Source organism: Mesobacillus jeotgali, from assembly GCF_002874535.1.
Taxonomy (GTDB): domain Bacteria; phylum Bacillota; class Bacilli; order Bacillales; family Cytobacillaceae; genus Mesobacillus; species Mesobacillus jeotgali.
On sequence record NZ_CP025025.1, the window covers coordinates 1,496,555 to 1,514,921 of the forward strand.

At 43.9% G+C, this 18,367-nt stretch carries 17 protein-coding genes; all 17 read left to right on the plus strand.

The features are described 5' to 3' along the window. Position 1: 1 nt before the first annotated feature. The 17 genes from CD004_RS07340 (at position 2) to trmD (ending at position 18,337) form a co-directional block, all read left to right on the plus strand. A complete protein-coding gene (locus CD004_RS07340; protein WP_102262159.1) occupies positions 2-1,669 on the plus strand; it encodes a DAK2 domain-containing protein in 1,668 nt (555 codons plus the stop codon). Between the two features lie 387 nt (positions 1,670-2,056). Continuing rightward, on the plus strand, positions 2,057-4,105 hold the full coding sequence (recG, locus tag CD004_RS07345; protein ID WP_102262160.1) for an ATP-dependent DNA helicase RecG: 2,049 nt from the start codon (positions 2,057-2,059) through the stop codon (positions 4,103-4,105). Positions 4,106-4,368: 263 nt separating this feature from the next. Next, positions 4,369-4,938: a transcription factor FapR gene (fapR, locus tag CD004_RS07350; RefSeq protein ID WP_102262161.1), complete on the plus strand. Its 570-nt coding sequence runs from the start codon at positions 4,369-4,371 to the stop codon at positions 4,936-4,938. 13 nt (positions 4,939-4,951) lie between these two features. Further along, positions 4,952-5,932, plus strand: coding sequence for a phosphate acyltransferase PlsX (gene plsX, locus CD004_RS07355; RefSeq protein WP_102262162.1), 981 nt, complete (start codon positions 4,952-4,954; stop codon positions 5,930-5,932). Between the two features lie 63 nt (positions 5,933-5,995). Further along, the gene (gene fabD / locus CD004_RS07360) at positions 5,996-6,943 is read left to right on the plus strand and encodes an ACP S-malonyltransferase (protein WP_102262163.1); all 948 of its coding nucleotides are present in this window, start codon (positions 5,996-5,998) and stop codon (positions 6,941-6,943) included. After that, a complete protein-coding gene (gene fabG, locus CD004_RS07365; RefSeq protein ID WP_102262164.1) occupies positions 6,940-7,683 on the plus strand; it encodes a 3-oxoacyl-[acyl-carrier-protein] reductase in 744 nt (247 codons plus the stop codon). The genes fabD and fabG overlap by 4 nt, the downstream gene beginning before the upstream one ends. Positions 7,684-7,833: 150 nt before the next feature. Beyond that, positions 7,834-8,067 (plus strand): acyl carrier protein, encoded by a 234-nt coding sequence (locus tag CD004_RS07370; protein ID WP_102262165.1) that lies wholly within the window; start codon positions 7,834-7,836, stop codon positions 8,065-8,067. Between the two features lie 371 nt (positions 8,068-8,438). Beyond that, positions 8,439-9,206, plus strand: coding sequence for a ribonuclease III (rnc, locus tag CD004_RS07375; protein WP_102262166.1), 768 nt, complete (start codon positions 8,439-8,441; stop codon positions 9,204-9,206). A gap of 152 nt (positions 9,207-9,358) precedes the next feature. After that, positions 9,359-12,925, plus strand: coding sequence for a chromosome segregation protein SMC (gene smc, locus CD004_RS07380; RefSeq protein WP_102262167.1), 3,567 nt, complete (start codon positions 9,359-9,361; stop codon positions 12,923-12,925). A 108-nt stretch (positions 12,926-13,033) separates the two neighbouring features. Next, positions 13,034-14,038, plus strand: a complete 1,005-nt coding sequence (gene ftsY, locus CD004_RS07385; protein ID WP_102262168.1) for a signal recognition particle-docking protein FtsY — start codon at positions 13,034-13,036, stop codon at positions 14,036-14,038. A 121-nt stretch (positions 14,039-14,159) separates the two neighbouring features. Beyond that, entirely contained in the window at positions 14,160-14,468 is a 309-nt protein-coding gene (locus tag CD004_RS07390; protein WP_233435015.1) for a putative DNA-binding protein, read from the plus strand. 13 nt (positions 14,469-14,481) lie between these two features. Then, positions 14,482-15,834: a signal recognition particle protein gene (gene ffh / locus CD004_RS07395; RefSeq protein WP_102262170.1), complete on the plus strand. Its 1,353-nt coding sequence runs from the start codon at positions 14,482-14,484 to the stop codon at positions 15,832-15,834. A 109-nt stretch (positions 15,835-15,943) separates the two neighbouring features. Next, a complete protein-coding gene (gene rpsP, locus CD004_RS07400; RefSeq protein ID WP_041964495.1) occupies positions 15,944-16,216 on the plus strand; it encodes a 30S ribosomal protein S16 in 273 nt (90 codons plus the stop codon). A gap of 14 nt (positions 16,217-16,230) precedes the next feature. Next, complete coding sequence (locus CD004_RS07405) at positions 16,231-16,461, plus strand: KH domain-containing protein (protein WP_102262171.1); 231 nt, start codon at positions 16,231-16,233, stop codon at positions 16,459-16,461. A 217-nt stretch (positions 16,462-16,678) separates the two neighbouring features. Then, positions 16,679-17,071: a YlqD family protein gene (locus tag CD004_RS07410; RefSeq protein ID WP_102262172.1), complete on the plus strand. Its 393-nt coding sequence runs from the start codon at positions 16,679-16,681 to the stop codon at positions 17,069-17,071. 7 nt (positions 17,072-17,078) lie between these two features. After that, positions 17,079-17,597 (plus strand): ribosome maturation factor RimM, encoded by a 519-nt coding sequence (gene rimM / locus CD004_RS07415; protein WP_102262173.1) that lies wholly within the window; start codon positions 17,079-17,081, stop codon positions 17,595-17,597. Further along, positions 17,597-18,337, plus strand: a complete 741-nt coding sequence (trmD, locus tag CD004_RS07420) for a tRNA (guanosine(37)-N1)-methyltransferase TrmD (protein ID WP_158651624.1) — start codon at positions 17,597-17,599, stop codon at positions 18,335-18,337. Before rimM ends, trmD begins: the two co-directional genes overlap by 1 nt. Positions 18,338-18,367: the final 30 nt, after the last annotated feature.

The following is an 18,367-nucleotide window of genomic DNA, read 5'->3' on the forward strand; positions in this document are numbered from 1 at the left end:
TGTGTCTATTAATGTTCTAGACGGAAAACGTTTTGCGGAGATGGTCATCCAGGGCGCCAACCATTTGGCGGCCAATGCCAAATATGTCGACGCTCTGAACGTCTTCCCTGTTCCTGATGGTGATACGGGAACAAATATGAATTTATCCATGACTTCCGGAGCAAAGGAAGTAAAGAACAATGTACAGGAGCATATCGGGAAGGTTGGGTCCGCGCTTGCTAAGGGCCTGCTGATGGGAGCAAGAGGAAACTCCGGTGTTATCCTTTCCCAGTTATTCCGTGGTTTTGCAAAAGCAATCGAAAGTAAGCCAACTGTGAACTCTGAAGAGTTTGCCGCTGCGTTGAATGCAGGTGTTGAAACAGCTTATAAGGCTGTCATGAAACCTGTGGAAGGCACGATTTTAACAGTAGCAAAGGATGCTGCGAAGCATGCTGTAGCAGTTGCCAAGAACCATGAAAGCCTTATTGGTTTGATGGAAGAAGTGCTGAAAGAAGCGAAGGAATCATTAAACCGCACGCCTGACTTGCTGCCAGTCCTAAAGGAAGTAGGAGTAGTCGATAGTGGCGGACAGGGTCTTGTTTTCGTTTATGAAGGATTCCTTGCAGAATTGAAGGGCGAAAAGCTTCCTGATTCCCCATCTGCAATGCCGAACATGAATGAGCTTGTCAGCGCTGAGCATCATAAGAGCGTCCAGAGCCACATGAATACTGAGGATATCGAATTCGGCTATTGTACTGAATTCATGGTTAGGCTTGAAGGGAAAGAAGCATTTTCTGAGGAAAATTTCCGCCAGGACTTGAGCAAATATGGAGATTCTCTTCTCGTCATTTCAGATGAAGAGGTTGTAAAGGTACATATTCACTCAGAACAGCCTGGAGAGGTTCTGACTTATGGACAAAGATACGGAAACCTGATCAATATGAAGATTGAAAACATGCGCCAGCAGCACACTGATATTGTCGGCGAACCGACTACTCCTCTTCGAACACAGGCTGAGCCAAAGAAGGAAAAACGTGAGTACGGCATCGTCGCTGTCTCAATGGGTTCCGGAATCGCTGAGCTTTTCCGCAGCATAGGTGCCAACGCGGTGATCGAAGGCGGCCAGACAATGAATCCTAGCACAGAGGATATCATTAAGGCGATTAAAGAAGTGAATGCGCGCAAGATCATCATCCTGCCGAACAATAAAAACATCATCATGGCTGCTGAGCAGGCTGCTGAGGTAGCGGAGGAAGAAGTGGTAGTCATTCCTTCAAAGACTGTTCCTCAGGGAATGACAGCGTTGCTATCCTTCAACCCATCAGCTGAAGCTGGTGACAACAAAGAAGCGATGACTGAAGCCATGCAACATGTGAAAACAGGCCAGCTGACGTATGCTGTCCGTGATACAAGTATTGACGGTCTTGAAATTTCAACAGGTGATTTCATGGGTCTTGCCGATGGGAAGATCATCCTGAAGGATCAGGATAAAGTTAAGGCGGCCAAGGACCTATTGGATCAAATGCTTGATGAAGACTCTGAGATCCTGACGATCCTAAAAGGTGAAGACGCTTCTGATGAAGATGTCGATTCAATCGTCGAGTTTGTTGAAAGCAATTACGGCGATGTGGAAGTTGAAGTCCATAATGGAGAACAGCCATTATACGCCTTTATCTTCGCGATTGAATAAATTAATCCAGCAATGGAAAATCTCTCGCTGGACAAATAAAATTGTAATATGGTACTAAGAAATAGAAGGGGACTCCCCTTCTATTTCGTTTTGTATATAAAGAAGTTTTTATAGGTGATTGCAAATTTTAGTTAAACGTAATAGCAGCTGCATTACCCGAAAGTGAGCAGCATAGTCAAAAACGGTAAAAGCAGAGTCTCTGCATTACCCGGAAATGAGCTGCACAGGCGAAAACGGTAAAAGCAGAGGCCCTGCATTGCCAGAAAGTGAGCCGCGCAGTCAAAAACGGTAAAAGCAGAACTCCAGAAACAGCGTGAGGAGGGGGAGCGGCAACACCGATTGGCCGGGAGCTGGAGGCCAGAATTTTCGGTATACCGCTTGATAATCGTGAATGAACAACTAAAACAACCTGTAACAGCAGTAAAAGGGATCGGTAATGAAATGGCGGATACTCTGGCAGATATGCAGATCAGGACTGTCGGTGACTTGCTTGAATACTTCCCGTACCGATATGAGGATTATCGCCTGAAGGACCTGGCAGAAGTCAAGCATGAAGAAAGAGTCACGGTTGAGGGGAAAGTTCACAGTGAACCTTCTGTAGTATATTATGGTCGTAAAAAAAACCGCCTTACAGTCAGGCTGCTTGTAGGCCGGTACTTAATCATTGCCACTTTCTTTAACCAGCCGTATTTAAAACAAAAAATAAATGTTGGAGAAACAATCACTGTTACCGGGAAATGGGATCAGCACAGGCAGACAATAACCGCTACTCAAATGACGGTGGGAGAGCAAGCGAAAAGTCAGGATTTTGAACCTGTGTATGCTGTGAAAGGGAAAATGACTGTGAAAACGATCAGGAGGCTGATCAAGCAAGCATTTTCGCAATACGGCTATGAAATAGGTGAAATACTTCCGTCAGAGCTACTGCAGAAATATAAGTTAATTAATCGAAGAGATGCATTAAGAATCATGCATTTCCCATCAGGGTCTGATGAGATGAAGCAGGCGAGAAGAAGATTTGTTTACGAGGAGTTTCTCTTATTCCAGCTTAAAATGCAGTCATTGAGGAAGCTGGAACGTGAACAAAGTCCGGGAATTGCCATTTCATATGAATTGGATAACCTAATGGCGTTCATCACAGGGCTGCCTTTTCCATTAACAGGGGCACAAAAGCGAGTGGTAAATGAAATTCTTGGTGACATGAAATCCCCTTACCGAATGAATCGTCTCCTTCAGGGGGATGTGGGCTCAGGTAAAACAGTAGTTGCTGCGATAGCTCTCTATGCAGCAAAGTCCGCTGGTTATCAAGGTGCATTGATGGTCCCGACCGAAATCCTGGCTGAACAGCACTCGCAGTCACTGACACAGTTACTTGAGCCGTTTGGAATAACAGTTGCTTTGCTGACCAGCTCTGTTAAAGGCAAGCGAAGAAGAGAGATGCTCGAACAGCTAAAACTTGGTGAAATTGACGTATTGATTGGAACGCATGCTTTGATTCAGGATGAAGTGGATTTTCAAAACCTTGGTCTCGTCATTACGGACGAACAACACCGTTTTGGCGTTGAACAAAGACGGGTTCTTCGGGAAAAAGGGGAAAACCCTGATGTTCTGTTCATGACTGCGACTCCAATACCAAGAACTTTGGCAATTACCGTATTCGGCGAAATGGATGTCTCTGTGATCGACGAAATGCCAGCTGGCCGTAAAACGATCGAAACATATTGGGCCAAACATGAAATGCTTGAGCGAGTACTTGCCTTCATGGAAAAAGAGCTCGCAAAAGGAAGACAGGCCTATGTGATTTGTCCTCTTATTGAGGAGTCTGATAAGCTGGATGTCCAGAATGCAATCGATGTCCATAGCACATTGAGTTTTTATTTTAAAGAGCGTTACAAGGTCGGTCTTATGCACGGACGCCTTCATTCGGATGAGAAAGACCAGGTCATGAAGGCTTTTAGTGAAAATGAGGTGCAAGTCCTCGTTTCGACTACAGTTGTCGAGGTAGGAGTCAATGTCCCGAATGCGACTGTCATGCTCATTTATGATGCTGAGAGATTTGGTCTCGCACAGCTTCATCAATTAAGAGGCAGGGTCGGCCGTGGCAGTGACCAATCGTACTGTATATTGCTTGCAGATCCTAAAAGCGAAGTCGGAAAAGAGCGAATGAAAATAATGTCCGAAACGAATGATGGGTTTGTTCTTAGTGAAAAGGATTTAGAGCTGCGGGGTCCAGGCGATTTCTTTGGCAAAAAACAAAGCGGCCTGCCGGAATTCAAGGTAGCAGATATGGTCCATGATTATCGTGCGTTAGAAACAGCAAGGAATGACGCGACCTTGCTGGTCCAGTCAGAAGCTTTTTGGCATGGTGAAAAATATAGATTATTGCGGGAGTATCTAGCGGAAACGGGTGCTCTTGCCAATGAGAAACTGGATTGACCTGACTGAATCTATTTACTCTTACAAGATTCATAGCATGGACTTAAGCAGATTCAGTTGTGAGTCTGCTTTCTTTTTTTGAGGCATTTTAGAAAGTATCAACTTATTGCATAAAGATAAGTGTCTAGCTGCGGCTCCTAACTCCTCGAGACGCTTGTCTAGTGTCGCCTCCGCTTTTCTATTTTTTCTTCTTGCAATCTCTTTTTATAATATATATACTACTATTAGTACCTAGTCTTAATAGCTCGGGCGGTGTTAAATAAATGAAACGCAACAAAAGAGAACGACAGTCAATGTTGACTGAGACGATAAAAGAAAATCCTTTTATAACCGATGAGGAACTGGCTGAAAAATTTACTGTCAGTATCCAGACAATAAGGCTGGATAGACTAGAATTATCTATTCCAGAACTTAGGGAAAGAATAAAGAACGTGGCAGAAAAACGTTTTGAAGATGAAGTCCGTTCATTGCCGCTTGAAGAAGTAATTGGAGAAATCATTGATATCGAACTTGACCAAAGTGCTATATCAATACTTGATATAAAAAGTGAACATGTATTTAGACGAAATAAAATCGCCAGGGGGCACCATTTGTTTGCGCAGGCGAATTCACTGGCGGTAGCAGTCATAAATGATGAATTGGCATTGACGGCTAAAGCGAATATCCAATTCACAAGATCGGTAAAAGAAGGTGAACGGGTAATAGCCAAAGCCAGAGTCGAAAAAATCGATGATGACAATGGCCGGACCCATGTAGAAGTGAAGAGTTATGTGAACAATGAGCTTGTTTTTAAAGGTGAATTTGAAATGTACCGTTCAAAAAATGAAAAGTAAGGGATGAAATGCGATGAGGCTAGCAGTAGATGCGATGGGCGGAGACAATGCACCAAAAGAAATCGTCCTCGGAGCAATGAAAGCAGTAGAAAAATATAATGACATACATATCGTGCTTATCGGCGACGAGAGTAAAATCAAAGAGCATCTGACGAATGAAGAGCGGATTGAAATTCATCATACAGAAGAAGTAATCCTCGGGACAGATGAACCTGTCAGAGCAGTGCGCCGAAAGAAAACAGCTTCAATGGTCCTTGCAGCCCAGCTAGTTGCAGACGGAAAAGCAGATGCCTGCATTTCTGCCGGAAATACGGGAGCATTGATGGCTGCTGGTTTGTTCGTGGTTGGAAGAATAGAAGGGATCGAAAGGCCGGCCCTTGCGCCTACTCTCCCTACAATTGGCGGAGAAGGCTTCCTGCTTCTTGATGTAGGAGCTAATGCTGATGCTAAGCCTGAACATCTCGTCCAATATGCGATTATGGGATCGATTTACAGCGAGAAGGCAAGAGGAATCACAAATCCGCGTGTTGGCTTGTTGAACATTGGCACAGAAGAAAAGAAGGGCAATGAGCTTGTACGTAACACGTATGAATTATTGAAGGATGCAGACATCAACTTCATAGGTAATGTGGAATCAAGGGATTTGCTGGATGGAGTCGCTGATGTTGTGGTGGCAGATGGATTTACTGGAAATATGGTCCTGAAGACGATTGAAGGTACTGCAATGTCGGTGTTTAAAATGCTTAAATCAGCTTTGACTTCCAGTTTTAAAAGCAAGATGGCTGCGGCTGTTCTAAAGCCGGATCTGAAAGTGCTCAAAAATAAGATGGATTACACAGAATATGGCGGGGCTGGTCTTTTCGGCCTTAAGGCACCTGTAATCAAAGCTCATGGATCATCTGATGCAAATGCGGTGTTTAATTCAATCCGTCAGGCGAGAGAAATGGTAGAGAAGGATGTTTCCGGAACGATCAAAACTGCCGTGGAAAAATGATAATTTGAAAAGTAATTGAAGTTATGATGAACGTAAAAATAACGAGTTAAAGGGGAATCTTTCATGGGGAAAATCGCTTTTTTGTTTCCAGGTCAGGGATCGCAGACAGTTGGGATGGGACAGGCCCTTGCAGATTCAGAGCAATCAGTCTCAGAAACTTTTAAAAAAGCGGACGAGGTTCTGGGTGAAAGCTTAAGCAGCTTGATTTTTGAGGGACCGCAAGAAAAGCTCACGCTCACAACAAATGCTCAGCCTGCTCTTTTGACAACTAGTATTGCGATCTTGAATTATTTCAGCCAGTTTGGAATCAAGCCGGATTACACTGCCGGACATAGCCTGGGTGAATATTCTGCATTGGTCGCTTCTGGAGCTATCTCGTTCGAAGACGCAGTGTATGCAGTCCGCAAACGTGGCGAATTCATGGAAGAAGCTGTACCGAATGGAGAAGGAACAATGGCTGCTGTCCTAGGCATGGACCGCCAAAAGCTAATGGATGTAACCGAAACAGTTACAGCTGGCGGAAAACCTGTTCAGCTGGCGAACTTGAATAGTCCAGGACAAATCGTAATTTCTGGTTCGAAAAGTGGAGTAGAAGAAGCTGCTGTAAAAGCAAAGGAAGCTGGTGCAAAACGGGTTATTCCTCTTGATGTCAGCGGTCCATTCCATTCATCACTAATGAAGCCGGCAGCTGAAAGATTTGAAGCTGTGTTGGACAATATTGCAATAAACGATGCGTCTGTCCCGGTGATTGGAAATGTAACTGCTGAACCGATGACTGAAGCTTCCGAATTCAAAAAAAGACTAGTGGAGCAGCTTTATTCTCCAGTACTATGGGAGGATTCAGTGTCCAAAATGCTGGAACTCGGCGTAGATACTTTTATCGAGATCGGACCAGGTAAGGTTTTGTCTGGGCTTGTAAAGAAAGTAGACCGTTCGGCAAAGACGTTCGCAATATATGACGCAGAAACATGTGAAGCAGCTGTTGCTGCCCTGAAGGAGGAGAAGGAATGAGACTAGAAGGTAAGGTGGCGCTGGTAACAGGAGCATCACGCGGGATTGGGCGCGAAATTGCTTTAGAACTTGCGAGGGAAGGCGCGTCTGTGGCTGTCAACTATGCAGGCAGTGAATCAAAAGCGCTTGAAGTGGTAGATGAGATCAAGGCGATGGGACGGGATGCTTTTGCTATCCAGGCAGATGTCTCCAACTCTGAATCAGTGACTGATATGACAAAAGAAACAATCGAGCGTTTCGGCAAGGTTGACATACTTGTTAACAATGCGGGTATAACAAAAGACAACCTATTGATGAGGATGAAAGAGTCCGAATGGGATGATGTAATCAATATCAATCTAAAAGGTGTCTTCTTGTGTACGAAAGCAGTTACAAGACAAATGATGAAGCAGAGAAGCGGCAGAATCATCAATATCTCTTCTATTGTTGGCGTCAGTGGGAATCCCGGTCAGGCAAACTATGTTGCTGCAAAATCCGGAGTAATCGGGCTTACGAAAACAACCGCGAAGGAACTTTCGTCAAGAGGCATCACCGTGAACGCTGTAGCTCCAGGCTTTATTACGACAGACATGACCGATAAGTTAAACGAGGATGTAAAAACTGAAATGCTGAAGCAAATACCGTTGGCTCGTCTCGGAGAGCCAAAAGACATTGCAAGAACCGTCATCTTCCTGGCATCCGAAGACAGTGCCTATATGACAGGCCAAACCCTCCACGTAGACGGCGGCATGGTGATGTAGAATATCTGGAAATAACCAGTGTAAGATTTATTGATAATTTGGACACTCTTTGGGTGAGAGTGAAATAATTTTTCTTAGTTAAAAAATTATTACAGCCATTTATTAATTAAATGAAATCAACTATAATGGCTTGAGGGGAGGTGAACAAGCATGGCAGACGTTTTAGAACGCGTAACAAAAATTATTGTTGACCGTTTGGGAGTAGAAGAATCTCAAGTAACTTTAGAGGCATCTTTTAAAGATGATCTTGGTGCTGATTCCCTTGATGTTGTTGAATTAGTTATGGAATTAGAGGACGAGTTCGACATGGAAATTTCTGATGATGATGCTGAAAAAATCGGTACAGTTGGTGACGCTGTTAACTACATAAATAGCCAAATGTAATTGATCGATTTACTAAGAAGCTCCGTTTTTATAAACGGGGCTTTCTTCTGTACATGGTCATCTCATACTCGGCTGCCGGATCAGAAGGTGTATTAGGCTAAGGCGGTCATGAAGAAGAAGCCTGTTTATATCCGGCAAATATTTTTATACGAAAAGCGACCATCCCCGCGAAACTAGCTTCTGTATAAAAAACTCCTTATGTTTTCCTTATAATTAAGTAATCTACTGGAATTAAGCCAAGTTTTTTTGCTTTATATACGATGTTTTTTGTAAACTGTTATTAGTCTGTATTGTTTTGTAAAATGCATAATCATTTAAAACAGCAATTCATGCAATGACAGCTTTAAATTATGAGCAAGGTGGAATAAATCATGCGCAACAATGGAAGAGAAAGAGAAAAAAAGAATATCCGCGCAAAGGAGCAGAAATTCAAAGAATTCCAGGACACTATTGGTATTCATTTTGATAGTGATAAGCTTTTAAGACAGGCTTTTACACATTCATCCTATGTGAATGAGCATCGCAGGAAGCCCCATGAAGATAATGAGAGGCTAGAGTTTCTTGGTGACGCTGTTTTGGAACTGACTGTATCCCAATTTTTGTATAAAAAGTATCCAATGATGAGTGAAGGAGAGCTTACAAAGCTGCGCGCAGCTGTAGTTTGTGAGCCATCGCTGGTGGCCTTTGCCAACGAGCTTTCCTTTGGTGAACTCGTTTTGCTTGGTAAGGGAGAGGAAATGACAGGCGGAAGAACCAGGCCGGCTCTTTTGGCTGATGTCTTCGAGGCTTTCATCGGTGCCTTATACTTGGACAAGGGAATTGAAACAGTCACTACCTTCCTAGAAGAAATTGTGTTTCCAAAAATCAATGACGGTGCTTTTTCTCATGTGATGGATTTTAAGAGCCAGCTTCAGGAGCTCGTTCAGCGGGATGGTGCAGGCTCGCTTGAATACCGGATTATGAAGGAGATTGGTCCAGCGCACAGCCGTGAATTCGAATCCCGCGTTTTCCTTAATGGGCAAGAATTGGGAACAGGGACAGGGCGCTCGAAAAAGGAAGCAGAGCAGCATGCAGCCCAGATGGCACTTGAGAAATTGAAGTCCCATATGGAAGCGAACATGGAAGCGGGCGACAAATAGGACGGTTCTCGCAAAAAGAAGATATATCTAGAAAGTATTACAACTGTCTAGCTCCAGCGCCTAGCACCTCGAGTCGCTTGTCGGGGCTGACAAAGGCGCTTGCGCTTTTCTTGTCATCTTAGAAATAGTTTAACTGGAAAGGGAGAGCCATATTGTTTTTAAAACGATTAGATGTGGTCGGCTTTAAATCGTTTGCCGAGAGGATCTCAGTAGAATTCGTTCCTGGTGTGACCGCTGTAGTTGGTCCTAATGGAAGCGGGAAAAGCAATATTACTGATTCCATCCGCTGGGTTTTAGGGGAACAATCAGCTAAGTCGCTCCGTGGTGCAAAAATGGAAGATATCATCTTTGCCGGAAGTGATTCGCGGAAGCCGCTGAATTTTGCGGAAGTAACATTAACCCTCGATAACGAAGATCAATCTTTGCCGCTCGATTACAATGAAGTGAGCGTAACAAGGCGTGTTTACCGTTCAGGTGACAGTGAATATTTGATCAATAAGCAGAATTGCAGACTTAAGGATATTATTGATTTATTCATGGATTCCGGACTTGGCCGTGAAGCTTTCTCCATTATCAGCCAGGGCAGGGTTGAGGAAATACTCAACAGCAAGCCTGAGGATCGCAGGACGATATTTGAAGAAGCTGCTGGTGTTCTAAAATATAAATCCAGGAAGAAAAAGGCAGAAAGTAAGCTTTTTGAAACGCAGGAGAATTTAAATCGTGTAACAGACATCATACACGAGTTAGAAGGCCAGGTAGAGCCATTGAAGATTCAGGCTTCGATTGCAAAGGATTATCTACAGCAAAAAGAAGAGCTTGAACAGATTGAAGTTGCGCTTACTGCTTATGAAATCGAAGAACTGCATGGCCGATGGGAACAGCTGTCCAAGCAGCTTGAACAGCATAAAGAAGGTGAAATCCAGCAGTCTGCCGTACTTCAGAAAAAAGAAGCGGAAATTGAAAAAATGAGGGACCAGCTTGCTGCGCTGGATGAATCGGTCAGCGACTTGCAAAACGTGCTCTTGCATGCCAGTGAAGAGCTTGAAAAGCTGGAAGGCAGAAGAGAAGTTCTAAAGGAACGAAAGAAGAACGCTTCACAGAACAAAGGTCAGCTCGAAAAGAATATCGAGGAACTGACTTCTTCTGTTTCCTTGTTGGAAAAACAGAAGGCTGAGTACCAAGAATCAGTAAATGTATTATCAGCGGAAGCTTCTGCTCTTCAGAAAGAACTTCAGGAGAAACAGGAGCAACTAAAGCTTTACAGTGAAGATGTCGAGATTAAGATCGATTCAATCAAAAGCGACTACATCGAGGTGCTGAACGAACAGGCAGGCGCTAAAAATGAAAAAATCTATATCGAACAGCAGCTGCAGCAGCAAGCAGCCAAAGGGTCAAAGCTGGACAATGAAAACGATCGTTTTGTCTCGATTCGCGACGAAATCAATGAAAAGAAAGCAGAAATAGAGAAAAAAGTCGTTTCTTCACAGCAGGAATTAGAGGAACAGGCAAGGATCTATTTTGAAGAACAGAAGAAGCTTGAATCTTTCAAAAATAACTATGAGAAGCAAGAGAAAACACTCTATCAGGCATATCAGTACCTCCAGCAAGCTAAATCAAAGAAGGAAATGCTTGAAGAAATGGAAGAAGATTATTCTGGCTTTTTCCAAGGTGTAAAAGAAGTGCTGAAAGCCCGGGACACTCGTCTTCAGGGAATTGAAGGAGCGATTGCAGAATTAATCCATGTTCCTAAACAATATGAAACAGCAATTGAAACAGCTCTTGGCGGTGCAATGCAGCATATTGTTGTCCAAAACGAAGAGAATGCCAGAGTTGCAATTCAGTTTCTGAAGCAAAAATCCTTCGGCAGGGCAACCTTCTTACCTCTTAGCATCATCAAGGGCAAGTATCTCGCCTCATCACAGCTCGCGCTTCTTTCTGGGAATAGTGCGTATATCGGCACTGCTGCTGATTTGATTCAATTCGATCAAAAGTATGCTGAAGTCGTAAAAAGCTTGCTTGGCAATGTTGTGATTGCCAGAGATTTAAAGGGTGCAAATGAAATTGCCAAAATGCTGCAATACCGCAGCAGAATCGTCACGCTTGATGGAGATGTGGTCAATCCTGGAGGTTCTATGACTGGGGGGGCCGTTAAACAAAAATCGAGTTCATTGCTTAGCCGTAAGGGTGAATTAGAAGAATTAACAAATAAGCTAGCTGATATGGAAGAAAAGACAAACTTGCTTGAATCGAAAGTGAAATCATTAAAGGCTGAAACGCAAGCCAGTGAAGCAAGGTTGGAAGAGCTGCGAAAAACAGGAGAAGAGCTTCGTTTTAAGCAGCAAAGCTTGAAGGGTGACTTGCGGGAAGTGGAGCTGGAACAGAAGAATATCAATGAACGCTTATCGGTATACGATTCCGAAAAGACCCAGCTAGACTCAGACAAGGCAAAGCTAGAATCCAGATTGGGTGAACTTGACGGCTTATTAGCAAAGTATCGGAAGGATCTTATTCAATTTGATAAAGAAATAGAACGTTTGACTGCGCTGAAGAACTCGAATTCTACTTCCAAGGATACTCTTATTTCGGAAATCAGTGATTTGAAGATCAGCCTGGCATCCAAGAAAGAACAGCGTTCCCATGTGAAGGAAAAGCTGGATTCTGCAGTTATACAGGCAGAAGAGCAGTCGAAGAAATTGGATACCCTTATAGAAGATTTATCTCTTCTTTCCTCTGAAATGACCGATAGCTCCTCCGGAGAAACGCAATTGGAGGAAGCGGCAAAAAGAAAGCTCCAGGACAAAAATGAAACGCTTATGCTGATTTCTTCACGGAGAAATGAGCGGCTTGAGCTTCAGAATAAGCTGGAAGATCAGGAGTTAGAATCAAAGGAGCTTAGGAGATTGCTTAAGGGCATCAATGGGGTGCTCAAGGACGAAGAAGTGAAGCTGAACAGGCTTGATGTAGAATTGGACAATAAGCTTGCCCATCTTCGAGAAGAATACCTGCTCTCATTTGAAGCGGCAAAGGAACAGTATCCTTTGACAATTCCTGCTGATGAGGCAAGAAGAAGAGTAAAGCTCATCAAAATGGCGATAGAGGAACTAGGAACAGTAAATCTGGGTGCGATTGAAGAATACGAGCGTGTATCAGAGCGTTATGAATTCCTGTTGGAGCAGAGGAATGATCTCCAGGAAGCGAAGGACACATTATTCCTTGTCATTGAGGAAATGGACCACGAGATGAAAAAACGATTTGAACATACATTCACTGCCATCCGCTCACACTTTGAGTCTGTGTTCCAGGCGTTGTTCGGTGGCGGAAGAGCGGACCTGCGGCTGACACAGCCTGAAGACCTGCTGAACACAGGGGTCGAAATTGTCGCTCAGCCTCCCGGAAAGAAGCTGCAAAACCTCGGGCTATTATCTGGCGGTGAGCGGGCGTTGACCGCGATTGCTTTATTGTTCTCCATCCTGAAAGTCCGTCCAGTACCATTCTGTATCCTTGATGAGGTTGAGGCTGCATTGGATGAAGCCAATGTATACCGTTTTGCTCAATACCTGAAGAAATACCGTGAAGAAACACAATTTATCGTCATCACACACCGTAAGGGTACAATGGAGGAAGCAGATGTCCTATATGGTGTAACCATGCAGGAATCAGGGGTATCCAAGCTGGTATCCGTCCGGCTTGAAGATTCGAATGAACTTGTGAAGGCCTAAGAAAAGCGAAAACACCTTGTTCCGTCTCGAGAAGCCTGGAGCCGTAACTAGTCTATTCATCTAACGGAAAGAGATATTTTTGAATTAAAGTAGGAAGGCGATGGAACCATGAGTTTTTTTAAGAAATTAAAAGAAAAGTTTACGACACAGACTGAGAGCGTCACTGAGAAATTTCGAGATGGCTTGACGAAAACAAGGGATAATTTCTCTAACAAAGTGAACGATCTTGTATCAAGATACCGGAAAGTGGATGAAGAATTTTTCGAAGAACTTGAAGAAATCTTGATCCAGGCTGATGTAGGCTTTGACACAGTAATGGAACTTGTCGAGGAGCTGAAAAAAGAGGTTAAGCGCCGCAACATCCAGGACACAAAAGACGTACAGTCTGTTATTTCCGAGAAGCTAGTTGATATCTATGAGGCCGGGTCTGATGATGACTCGTTCCAGCTGAACATCCAGGAAGATGAGCTGACAGTCATTTTATTCGTCGGTGTCAATGGTGTCGGCAAAACAACGACAATCGGTAAATTAGCCCATAAATTCAAAAGTGAAGGAAAGAAGGTCCTTCTTGCAGCAGGAGATACATTCCGCGCCGGTGCAATCGAACAGCTTGAAGTCTGGGGTGATCGCGTTGGTGTCGACGTCATCAAGCAGGCAGAAGGGTCTGACCCCGCTGCTGTCATGTATGATGCTGTCCAGTCCGCGAAGTCACGAAAGGCAGATATCCTGATTTGCGATACTGCCGGCAGATTGCAAAATAAGGTCAATCTCATGAAGGAGCTTGAAAAGGTTAAGCGTGTCATTGAGCGCGAGGTTCCGGGCGCTCCTCATGAAGTCCTGCTTGTGCTTGATGCAACGACAGGGCAGAACGCCCTGATCCAGGCTAAAACCTTCAAAGAAGCAACTGATGTGAGCGGCATCGTCCTGACTAAGCTTGATGGTACGGCGAAAGGCGGAATTGTACTTGCAATCCGCAATGAGCTGAACATTCCGGTTAAATTTGTAGGGCTAGGCGAAAAAATGGATGATCTTCAGGAATTCGATGCTGAAAGATATGTTTATGGACTGTTCGCGGACCTTGTTGAGGAAGAGGAAGCAGCGGAGGAATCTTGATATACCAACAAATCTCTGTAAAGAACATTTCTTGACAGGGAAGATGATCGTGTGTAAACTCTTAATGTAAAGGTATTTCACTTAACATGGGGGAATCGAAGTGCTTGAGAAAACGAACCGCATGAATTATTTGTATGACTTTTATCAGGCATTGCTTACTCCAAAACAAAGCAGTTATATGGCTCTATACTATCTTGATGACTATTCGCTCGGGGAAATTGCTGAAGAGTATGATGTTAGCCGGCAGGCTGTATACGACAACATCAAACGGACGGAAGCCATGCTCGAGGAGTACGAAGAGAAGCTGTTGTTGTTCGAGAAATTCCAGAAAAGAAGTGAGCTTATTTTAAAAATGAAAGAGCTTATGGACAATGGAGAAAACAACTACGATTTAAATGAAATGATAGCCGAGCTTGAGAAATTAGACTAGGGAGGCACATTATATGGCATTTGAAGGATTGGCCGACCGACTGCAAAATACAATGCAAAAAATCCGCGGAAAAGGCAAGGTATCGGAAGCGGATGTAAAAGAAATGATGCGAGAGGTCCGTCTGGCTCTACTTGAGGCTGACGTTAACTTTAAAGTTGTAAAAGACTTCGTTAAGAAAGTCACTGAGAGGGCAGTTGGCCAGGAGGTTGTAAAAAGCCTGACACCAGGCCAGCAGGTCATCAAGGTTGTTAAAGAGGAACTTACTGAGTTAATGGGAGGCGAGCAAAGCAAGATTGCTGCCGCAAATCGCCCGCCGACAGTCATCATGATGGTCGGGCTGCAAGGTGCAGGTAAAACGACTACAACCGGAAAGCTTGCGAATCTCTTGCGTAAAAAGTACAACCGTAAGCCATTGCTTGTAGCGGCGGATATCTATCGTCCAGCTGCCATCAAGCAGCTTGAGACGCTCGGCAAGCAATTGAGCATGCCGGTTTTCTCACTGGGAGACCAGGTCAGCCCTGTTGAAATCGCAAAGCAGGCAATTGCCAAAGCGAAGGAAGACCATAATGACTATGTTCTGATCGATACAGCTGGTCGTCTTCATGTTGACGAAAACTTGATGGATGAGCTTAAGCAGATCAAGGAGCTTTCAAAGCCTGATGAGATCTTCCTTGTCGTCGATGCGATGACAGGACAGGATGCCGTCAATGTTGCCCAGAGCTTCAATGAACAGTTAGGTTTGACGGGTGTCGTCCTGACAAAGCTTGACGGTGATACACGAGGCGGTGCCGCGCTGTCAATACGCGCTGTTACCAATACTCCGATCAAATTTGTCGGTCTCGGTGAAAAGCTTGATGCACTAGAGGCTTTCCACCCTGAAAGAATGGCATCAAGAATTCTCGGTATGGGTGATGTCCTAACGCTAATCGAGAAAGCCCAGGCAAACGTCGATGAAGAAAAAGCGAAAGAGCTCGAGAAGAAAATGCGTACAGCATCATTTACCCTTGATGACTTCCTGGACCAGCTGGGCCAGGTAAAGAAGATGGGACCGTTGGATGAAATCCTGAAAATGATGCCGGGTGCGAATAAAATCAAGGGCATGAACAATCTTCAAATCGATGAAAAACAGATTTCGCATGTCGAGGCGATCATTCAGTCGATGACCGCAAACGAAAAGACTCATCCGGAAATCATCAACGCCAACAGGCGGAAACGGATTGCAAAGGGTAGCGGAACATCCATACAGGAAGTCAACCGCCTGCTTAAGCAGTTCGAAGATATGAAAAAGATGATGAAACAGATGACAAACATGCAGCAAAAAGGCAAGAAAAAAGGCGGTTTCAAGATGCCGTTCAACCCTTTTTAACTTGTAAATTCAGGTATTTCCAGTCTGTAAAGAAAAAACACTTTACAAGCTGTTTTCAATTTGGTATTATTCTATCTTGTGTGAAACTATTCGGAGGTGCTTATTTAAAATGGCAGTAAAAATTCGTTTAAAGCGTATGGGAGCTAAAAAGTCTCCTTTCTATCGTATTGTAGTAGCTGATTCCCGTTCACCACGTGACGGTCGTTACATCGAGTCTATCGGAACTTACAACCCGGTTGCTCAACCAGCAAAGGTTGAACTTAACGAAGAGTTAGTTCTTAAGTGGTTGAACGACGGTGCAAAACCATCTGATACAGTGCGTAACTTGTTCTCTAAGCAAGGTATCATGGAAAAATTCCACAACGCTAAGCTAAGCAAGTAATTGTGGACACGCCCATGAAAGAATTAATCGAGACGATCGTGAAGCCACTTGTTGATTTTCCTGAAGATGTCCATGTAAATGAACATGAAGAGGATCAGCGCGTTACCTATAAGCTTTCCGTCAGCAAAAGTGATATGGGCAAAGTAATTGGTAAGCAGGGACGCGTTGCAAAGGCGATTCGAACAGTAGTCTATGCAGCAGGCTCATCACAGCAAAAGAAGATTTTCTTGGAAATCGTCGAATAACAATCAGATACGATAATACAATATGATTGTTTGAGAAGGGAGGGGTAACCCTCCTTTTTTCTATTTGTAGAAATTAAGGTATAATAGATACTTGTAATAATGATAAGTATTAAGATGCAATTGTAACCAGGAACCAGCCTTGAGAAAGGTCTGGAACAGCCCGGGAGAGGTCTGGAAAATAATGCTGTGATAAGGTTGGCTTTAAGGAGGAAATGCTTTGAAGGTACTGCAAACAATCATTGTCAAACAGGTACTGACAGAAGAAAGCAAGGGAAAAATCCACCAAAAATATCACTCCAGAAAGCTTCAGCTGCAAAAAGAATGCGATCAACTGAGATTTGAATTGAAGAAGCTGGAAAAATCCAGGAAATTTCCGCCTGAAACACTGAAGAAGCATTTTGAACAAGAAATTAAAGTTCACAAAGAAAAAATCAAACTCCTGGATTTTCAAATAGAACAACTACATATTCTCCCGCTAGGGAGTGAAATTAAAGAAACGGAGTTGCAGGGTGTCGTCGATGTAAGCGTAGGTGACCAATGGGATGAGTTTCTTTCAGGAAAGACTATTATTGTGAAAGATGGCATCGTGTCCGAAATTCGCGAGAGGTGATTGAACAATGGAAAAGTATTTTAATGTCGGAAAAATTGTAAATACACATGGGATACGTGGGGAAGTTAGGGTGATATCGAGGACTGACTTTCCTGAGGAACGCTACAAGATAGGGAATACGTTATTTTTATTCATGCCTGGTTCAAAGGAGCCGGAGGAATTGGTAGTGAAAAGCCACAGGACCCATAAGAATTTCAACCTGCTGACATTTGAAGGTTTCGAAAATGTCAATCAGGTAGAAAGAATGAAAGGCGGCATCCTTAAAGTGCCGGAAACACAGCGCGGCGAACTTGAGGAAGGCGAATTTTACTTTCAGGATATTATCGGCTGCAACATGTTTACAACTGAGGGGGAAGAGCTCGGCAAGGTAATTGAGATCCTCACTCCAGGTGCCAATGATGTCTGGGTTGTAAAGGGAGCCAAGGGCAAGGAAGTCCTGATTCCTTATATCGAGGATATAGTGAAAAAAGTAGACGTCAAGGAAAAGGTTATTATCATTGAGCCAATGGAAGGGCTTCTTTCATGATGAACATCGATGTCCTGTCTATTTTTCCAGAAATGTTTGAGGGTGTACTTGGTCATTCAATTCTGAAAAAGGCTGCTGAAAAAGGGGCAGCACAATATAATATCGTCAACTTTCGGGACTTTGCTGATAATAAACACCAGACTGTGGATGACTATCCATATGGCGGCGGTGCTGGCATGGTGTTGAAGCCTCAGCCAATTTTCGATGCCGTGTCTGATTTAAAGGAGCGCGCAAAAAGCACTTCCCCAAGAGTGATTCTCATGTGCCCTCAGGGAGAACGGTTTACACAGAAGAAAGCGGAAGAGCTGGCAAAGGAAGAGCATTTGATTTTTATCTGCGGCCATTATGAGGGATATGATGAGCGAATCCGTGAACATGTGATCACCGATGAAATTTCGATCGGAGATTATGTACTGACCGGCGGAGAGCTTGGAGCGATGGTCGTCATTGACAGTGTGGTGCGCCTGCGTCCTGGTGTACTGGGCAGTGAAGAGTCGCATATCCAGGATTCCTTCAGCACTGGCCTGCTCGAGCATCCTCACTATACAAGACCGGCTGACTTCCGCGGATTGAAGGTCCCTGATGTTTTGGTTTCTGGGAACCATAAACTGATTGAGGAGTGGCGGATGAAAGAAAGCCTTAGAAGGACCGTGCAGCGAAGGCCCGATCTTCTTGAAGAAGCAGAGCTGACAGAGCAGCAGAGAAAATGGCTTGATGAACTGATAAAACTTAATGAATAATATTGCAGTCAGGCCCTGTTTATGTTAAGA